The organism is Myxococcus vastator (assembly GCF_010894475.1).
GTDB lineage: Bacteria > Myxococcota > Myxococcia > Myxococcales > Myxococcaceae > Myxococcus > Myxococcus vastator.
The window spans coordinates 21,968-29,087 of the sequence record NZ_JAAIYB010000052.1 but is presented as its reverse complement, the minus strand read 5'-3'; the positions used below and the strand labels follow the sequence as shown (position 1 = coordinate 29,087).

General features: G+C 70.2%; 1 protein-coding gene and 1 pseudogene. One reads left to right on the top strand and one right to left on the bottom strand.

Annotation, left to right across the window (positions count from 1 at the left end; translation table 11 throughout):
* Nucleotides 1-6: 6 nt before the first annotated feature.
* Nucleotides 7-5,673 (top strand): annotated as a pseudogene (locus tag G4D87_RS07975) (amino acid adenylation domain-containing protein); the annotation flags it as partial.
* Nucleotides 5,674-5,736: 63 nt separating this feature from the next.
* On the opposite strand, the gene G4D87_RS07970 reads toward G4D87_RS07975, so the two are convergent.
* Nucleotides 5,737-7,029, bottom strand: a complete 1,293-nt coding sequence (locus tag G4D87_RS07970) for an ELWxxDGT repeat protein (protein ID WP_240358095.1) — start codon at nt 7,027-7,029, stop codon at nt 5,737-5,739.
* Nucleotides 7,030-7,120 lie beyond the last annotated feature (91 nt).

Below are 7,120 nucleotides of genomic sequence, written 5' to 3'. Positions count from 1 at the left end.
CNGGACGCGGTGGCGGCGGAGTACGAGGACCAGCGGCTGACGTACGCGGAGCTGAACCGACGCGCCAACCAGTTGGCACACCACCTGAGGGGCATGGGCGTGGGGCCCGAGGTGCGGGTGGGGTTGTGCGTGGAGCGCTCACTGGAGCTGGTGGTGAGCGTGCTGGGCATCCTGAAGGCGGGGGGCGTGTATGTGCCTCTCGATGCCAGCTACCCGCTGGAGCGACTGGCGTGGATGAAGCAGGAGGCCCGCGTCGCGCTGCTGGTTGCGCAGGAGAAGCTGGCGGACGAGGTGGCCGCGGGTGGTGAGTTGGTGGTGTGCGTGGACACGGAGTGGGACGCGCAGATTGCTGTGCAGCCGGAGAGCACGCCCGTCGCCACCGTGGGCGGCGGCAACCTGGCGTACGTGATGTTCACGTCGGGAAGCACGGGGAAGCCGAAGGGCGTGGGGGTGCCGCACCGAGCGGTGTCACGCCTGGTGCTGGGGACGGACTTCGCGCACTTCGGGCCGGAGGAGGTGTGGCTGCAGTTGGCACCCATCTCCTTCGACGCATCGACGTTGGAAGTGTGGGGCGCGCTGCTGCACGGCGCGAAGCTGGTGGTGTACCCGGCGGGGACGCCGTCGCTGGAGGAGCTGGGCCGAAAGCTGGAGTCTTCAGGGGTGACGTCGCTGTGGCTGACGGCGGCGCTCTTCGAGCAGATGCAGGCGCGGCAGCCGAAGTCCCTGGGCCGCGTCCGCCAGCTACTCGCGGGTGGCGATGCGCTGCCGGTGTCCCGCGTGAAGGAGCGGCTAGCGGCGGGCGGCGTGCTCATCAACGGATACGGCCCGACGGAGAACACGACGTTCTCCAGCACGTACCGGATGGAGAAGCCGGAGGAGGTGGGCGCTTCGGTGTCCATCGGCCGTCCGGTGAAGAACACGGTGGCCTACGTGCTGGACAGTGCAATGCGTCCGGTGCCTGTGGGCGTGCCCGGTGAGTTGTACGTGGGCGGAGACGGGTTGGCGGTGGGGTACGTAGGGCGTCCGGAGCTAACGGCGGAGCGCTTCGTGCCGAGCCCGTACGGCGACGGAGAGCGGCTGTACCGCACGGGCGACGTGGTGCGGTGGCTGGGGAACGGGACGTTGGAGTTCCAGGGCCGCGCGGACACGCAGGTGAAGGTGCGCGGCTACCGCATCGAGCTGGGCGAAGTGGAAGCGGCGCTGGCCCAGCACAGTGGCGTCAACGAAGCGGTGGTGGTGTCGCGCGAGGACGGCGAGGGCAAGCGACTGGTGGCGTACGTGACCGCGCAGGCGGGCGCGGAACTGGAGGCCAGTGCGCTGAGAAGCCACATGAAGCAGCGGCTGCCAGAGTACATGGTGCCGTCGGCGTACGTGGTGCTGGAGTCGCTGCCGCTGACGCCCAACGGGAAGGTGGACCGCAAGGCACTGCCCGCGCCGGACACGGAGGGCACGGCGCGCGAGACGTACGTGGCGCCTCGAACGGCGACCGAGAAGACGTTGGCCGCAATCTTCGTCGACGTCCTGAAGGTCGAGCGGGTCGGGCTCGACGGAGACTTCTTCGAGCTGGGCGGCCACTCATTGCTGGCCACGCAGTTGGTGTCTCGCGTGCGGGAAGAACTCCAAGTGGAGCTCCCCCTTCGAGACATCTTCGAGTGCCCCACGGTGGAGAAGCTGGCCCAGCGCCTGGACCGCACTTCGAAAACGGAGGGTGGCGCACAGCCACCGCCGTTGGTACGGGTTCCTCGCGACAGGGCGCTGCCTCTGTCGTTCGCCCAGCAGCGCCTGTGGTTCCTCGCGCAGCTGGAGCCGGGGAGCATCGTCTACAACGTCCCTGCGTCGGTGCGGTTGTCGGGCGCATTGAACGTTCCCGCGCTGGAGGAGAGCTTCGACGCGCTGGTCCGCCGCCACGAAGCGCTGCGCACCACGTTCCGGACCGAGGGCGGTTCGCCGGTACAGGTCGTCGACCCGCAGGGGAGGGCGCGGCTCGACATCGTGGATCTGCGCTCGTTGCCAGCGGCGCGGAGGGAAGAGGAGGCGCAGCGGATCGCGCAAGAGGCATCTCAGCGCCCGTTCGACCTGGAAAGCGGTCCGCTGTTGCGGCTCGCCTTGCTCGCGTTGTCGGAGCAGGACCATGTGTTGGTGCTGGTGATGCACCACATCGTCTCGGACGGTTGGTCCATGGGGCTCCTGGTTCGCGAGCTGACCGAGCTCTATGCGGCCTTCTCCCAGGGGCAGCCGTCGCGCCTGCCAGAGCTGCCGCTCCAGTACGCGGACTACGCGGTCTGGCAGCGCGAGTGGCTCCAGGGAGACGTCCTGGACGCGCAGCTTGGCTACTGGAGGAAACAGCTGGCTGGTGCGCCAGTTGCGCTGGAGCTGCCCACGGACAGGCCTCGTCCGGCGGTCCAGTCCTTGGAAGGGGCGTACGTGCCCTTCTCATTGGGCCGTGCGCTGTCCGACGCGGTGCATGCACTCGCACGCCGTGAAGGCGTCACGCCGTTCATGGTGCTGCTGGCGGCGTTCCAGGCCGTGCTGGCGCGTTACTCGGGGCAGGACGACGTGAGTGTCGGTTCGCCCATCGCCGGACGCACTCGCGCGGAGACAGAGGGGCTCATCGGCTTCTTCGTGAACACGCTGGTGCTCAGGACCCGGCTGGATGGCAGCCCGTCCTTCCGCGAGCTGCTGGCTCGGGTCCGGGAGGTCACGCTGGGCGCCTACGCGCACCAGGACGTGCCGTTCGAGAAGCTCGTCGAGGCGCTGCGTCCGGAGCGCAGCCTCAGTCATTCGCCGCTGTTCCAGGTCATGCTCACCTTCGACAGCACGCCAGACGCTGGGGGAGACGCGCAGGCCGACATGGGGATGAAGCACGTCGCCGTGGAGCACCGGGTGTCGCGGTTCGACCTCTCGCTCGGCTTCGTGGAGGGCAAGGACGGCTTCTCCGGTGGACTGGAGTACAGCACCGTCCTGTTCGAGCCCGAGACGGCGGCGCGGCTGCTGGCCCACCTGAAGACGCTGCTGGAAGGTGCGCTGGCGGAGCCGGACCGGTCCGTGTTCGCGCTGCCCTTGTTGGACGCGGATGAAGCGCGGCGGATGCTGGTGGAGTGGAACGACACCAGCTCCGGCGAAGTCGCGGAGGCGTGCATCCACGCCCTGGTCGAACGGCAGGCGGCGGCCACGCCCGAAGCCGTGGCCGTGGTGGCCGGTGACGAAGTGCTGACGTACCGAGAGCTCATGCGGCGGTCGGACCGGCTGGCGCGGAAGCTCCGCGCGCTGGGCGTCGGGCCGGAGGTCCGCGTGGGCCTCTGTGCGGAGCGCAACGCGGACCTCCTGGTCGCGGTGCTCGGCATCCTCAAGGCGGGAGGCGCATACGTACCGTTGGACCCGGCCTACCCGAGCCAACGGCTGGCCTTCATGATCGAGGACTCCCAGCCTCGTGTCCTGGTGGGCCAGCGCGCGCTGCTCGACGCGCTGCCTCACGGAGACGTGGTCCGGTTGGCGCTCGACGATGTGAATGAGTTCGTGGCGGAGGCCGAGGCGGCGCCTGTGTCCATGGCCAGTCCGGACCATCTGGCCTACGTGCTGTTCACGTCGGGAAGCACGGGCCGACCGAAGGGCGTGGCCCTGGCGCATCGCAGCGCCGTGGCCTTCCTGCGCTGGACGACGCGGGCCTTCTCGTCGGACGAGCTGGCCGGAGTCCTCGCCTCCACGTCGCTCAACTTCGACCTGTCCGTGTTCGAGCTGTTCGCGCCGCTCCTCCGTGGCGGGGCCGTGGTCATCGCTCGCAATGCCTTGGAGTTGCCGTCGCTCCCGGGGGCCCGGCGGGTCACGCTCGTCAACACGGTGCCCTCCGCGATGGCGGAGTTGGTGCGCGCCCAGGCCGTGCCGGACTCGGTGCGCACGGTGAACCTGGCGGGAGAACCGCTGGCCCAGTCCCTGGTGGAAGCCATCCACCAGTCCGCACCCGGTGTGCAGCGCGTGCTCAACCTCTACGGCCCCACCGAGGACACGACGTACTCGACCTGGACCGTGGCCCACCGCGGCGCCACGCGGGAGCCCACCGTGGGGCGGCCGATTGAGGGGACTCGCGCGTACGTGCTGGATGCGCTCGGCCAGCCCGTGCCTCAGGGCGTGGCGGGCGAGCTGTACCTGGGCGGAGCCGGGCTCGCCCGAGGGTACGTCGACCGGCCAGAGTTGACGGCCGAGCGCTTCGTTCCCGACGCGTTCAGTCCACGGCCCGGAGCGCGGCTGTACCGCACCGGAGACCGCGTGCGGTGGTTGCCGGATGGCGCGCTGCAGTACCTGGGCCGAATCGACCAGCAGGTGAAGGTGCGTGGCTTCCGCATCGAGCTGGGCGAAGTCGAGGCGGCGTTGCGAAGGCATCCGGACGTGCGCGAGGCCGTGGTGCTCGTGCGCGAGGACGGGAGCGACGGGCGTCGCCTGGTGGCGTACGTCGTGCCCCAGCCGGACACGGTGGCCGATGTCACGGCGCTCCGGCGCTTCGTGAAGGAAGGGCTGCCGGACTTCATGGTGCCCTCGGTGGTGATGGCGCTGGCCGCGCTGCCGCTGACGCCCAATGGCAAGGTGGACCGCAAGGCGCTCCCGGCGCCGGACGCCCTCCGTCTGGAGTCGACGCGGGCCTATGTGGCGCCTCGGGATGCGCTCGAGCTCGTGCTCGCGCGCATCTGGGAGGAGCTGCTGGGCACCGGCCCCATTGGCATCCACTCCGACTTCTTCGAGCTGGGAGGGCACTCGCTCCTGGCCATGCGGCTGGTGTCGCTCATCCGTGAGCGCCTCGGGCGGAGCCTGCCCGTGGTTTCACTGTTCCAGGCGGGGACGCTGGCGGAGCTGGCCTCTCGGCTCCGACAGGCACCCGGGCACGTGTCCCCGCTGGTGCGAATCCAGAGTGGCGGTTCGCTGCGGCCCGTCTTCTGCGTCCACCCTGTCAGCGGCAACGTCCTGCCGTACCTGGAGCTGGCGCGGCGCCTGGGGCCGGACCAGCCGTTCTACGCGTTCCAGGCCCCGGGCCTCGAAGGCGAGGGGGCTCCGCTGGAGACGGTGGAGGCGATGGCCGCCACCTATGTGGAGGCCATGCGCGGCGTCCAGGCCAGCGGGCCCTACCGGCTGGCGGGGTGGTCCCTGGGCGGCGTGGTGGCCTTCGAGATGGCGCGGCAGTTGGAGCAGCAGGGGGAGCAGGTGGAGCAGCTGATGCTCATCGACGCCTACGCCTTCGACCAGCGGCCAGCGGCGCCCGTGGGCGCGGAGTGGATTGCCACCCGGTTCGTGGAGTTCACGGGCCAGCTCCTGGGCCTGCCCGTCTCGGAGTTGATGGCGGATGCGCATCCCGCGGACGAGGCTTCGCTGCTGGGCCGCCTGTTGGCGCTGGGGAGGCGCACCGGCGCACTCCCTCCGGGCGTCGGAGCCGAGCAGCTCCACGCGCTGTACCGGGTCTACGAGAGCAACCTCCGCGCCCTCTGGGACTACCAACCGGGACGCTACGGTGGCCGCGTCACGCTGCTTCGCGCGAGCGAGACGCACGTGCCCACGGGCACGGACGGCGGCTGGGCAGCGCTGGCGGAAGGCGGTGTGGAGGTGCACGAACTCTCCGGCGACCACCACTCCATCCTCCGGGCGCCAGCGGTCGACGTGCTCGCGGAGACGATGACGCGAAAAGCGTAATCGTTCCCTCGGCTCGGGTGATGAGGCAGACACGCTCATCACTCGAGCCGCCACCGCGCGACATCAGGGCATCGCGTGGTCGCACTCGCTGGCGGGACGGAAGGGCAGGGCGTAGAGCTCGCGGCCGCTGGCTGCGTCCTCGGCGGTGAAGAACACGTCCCAGCCAGAGCGGATGAAGGCGCGTGGTTCACGTGCGGTCCCCGCGTCGAGCTTCCGGGTGCCGGACTCGGTGCCGTTGCTCACCCAGGGCTCCCCGCCATGCCCCGTCATCGCGCTGAAGAAGAGCCAGCCCTGGATGGCGGTCACCTCGGTGGGAGATGCGCCAGCCGTTCCGGGCGCCAGGTCCGCGAAGAGCTTCGTTCCTCTCGACGTGCCATCACTCACCCACAGCTCGCGCCCGTGCCGGCCGTCATCCGCCGCGAAGTAGAGGTGGTCTCCGAGCACCGACAGGAACGCCGGCGCCGAGCCCTCCGCCCCGGGCCGGACGTCCTTCACCCGCCGCGTGCCGGACACCGTGCCGTCGCTGACCCACAGCTCCTCGCCCTCTGGCGCCGCCTCACCCGCGCTGAAGTAGAGCCGGCCCTGGAATGCCACCAGGTCGTGCGGGTACTGGCCCGGAAAGAAGCGCAGGCTGCGTGTGCCCTCCGCCGTGCCGTCCGTGACGTGGAGGGTGGCCTCGCCTTCGTCGGGGTCCACCAGGAAGAAGAGCCTGCCGCCCGCGGACTTCATGCGGAAGATGACCGTGTCCTCGAAGACCTTGAGCAGGGGCGTGAAGGCCGCGCCGCCTTTGCTTCGCACGAGCCAGTTCTCATTGCCCACGCTGATGACGAAGTAGAGCGAGCCGTCGTGAACGGCGAAGCGGCGAGGGAAGGCGCTGTCCTCACCCGGGACGAGGTCCGCGACCTCGTAGGTGCCCACGTCCGTGCCGTCGCTGGTCCACAGCTCGTTGCCCCGCGCGCCCCCCGGCGTGGCGGCGGAGAAGTAGAGCCGGCCCTGGTACGCGATCAGCGTCTGTCCATCTTCGAGGCTGGCGCTCACGGGAAGCACGCGCTTCACCAGGGACGTCCCTTCGGACGTGCCGTCGCTGGTCCACAGGGCGCGGCCATTCACCCCATCGTCCGCGATGAAGAAGACCCGGTCGCCCACGCGCGTGAGGTCCGTGGGGTCGGAGCCCTCCGGCCCCGGCGCGATGTCCCGGAGCAGCCGGGTTCCTTCGCCCTGCGTGCCGCTGCTCGCCCACAGCTCGGCACCGTGTTGACCATCATCCGCGGTGAAGAACAGCAGCCCATCGCCGTGGAGGCGCTCCTGGATGGCCGCGCCCTCGGGGCCGGGGCGGAGGTCCGCGAGCCTGCGCACGCTGTCCCCGCAGGGCTCCCACGTTCGCGGGGCCGCGGTCGACCGCGCGGGCGCTTCAGCGGATGACGGATGCGTGTCCTCCACCGGTGGC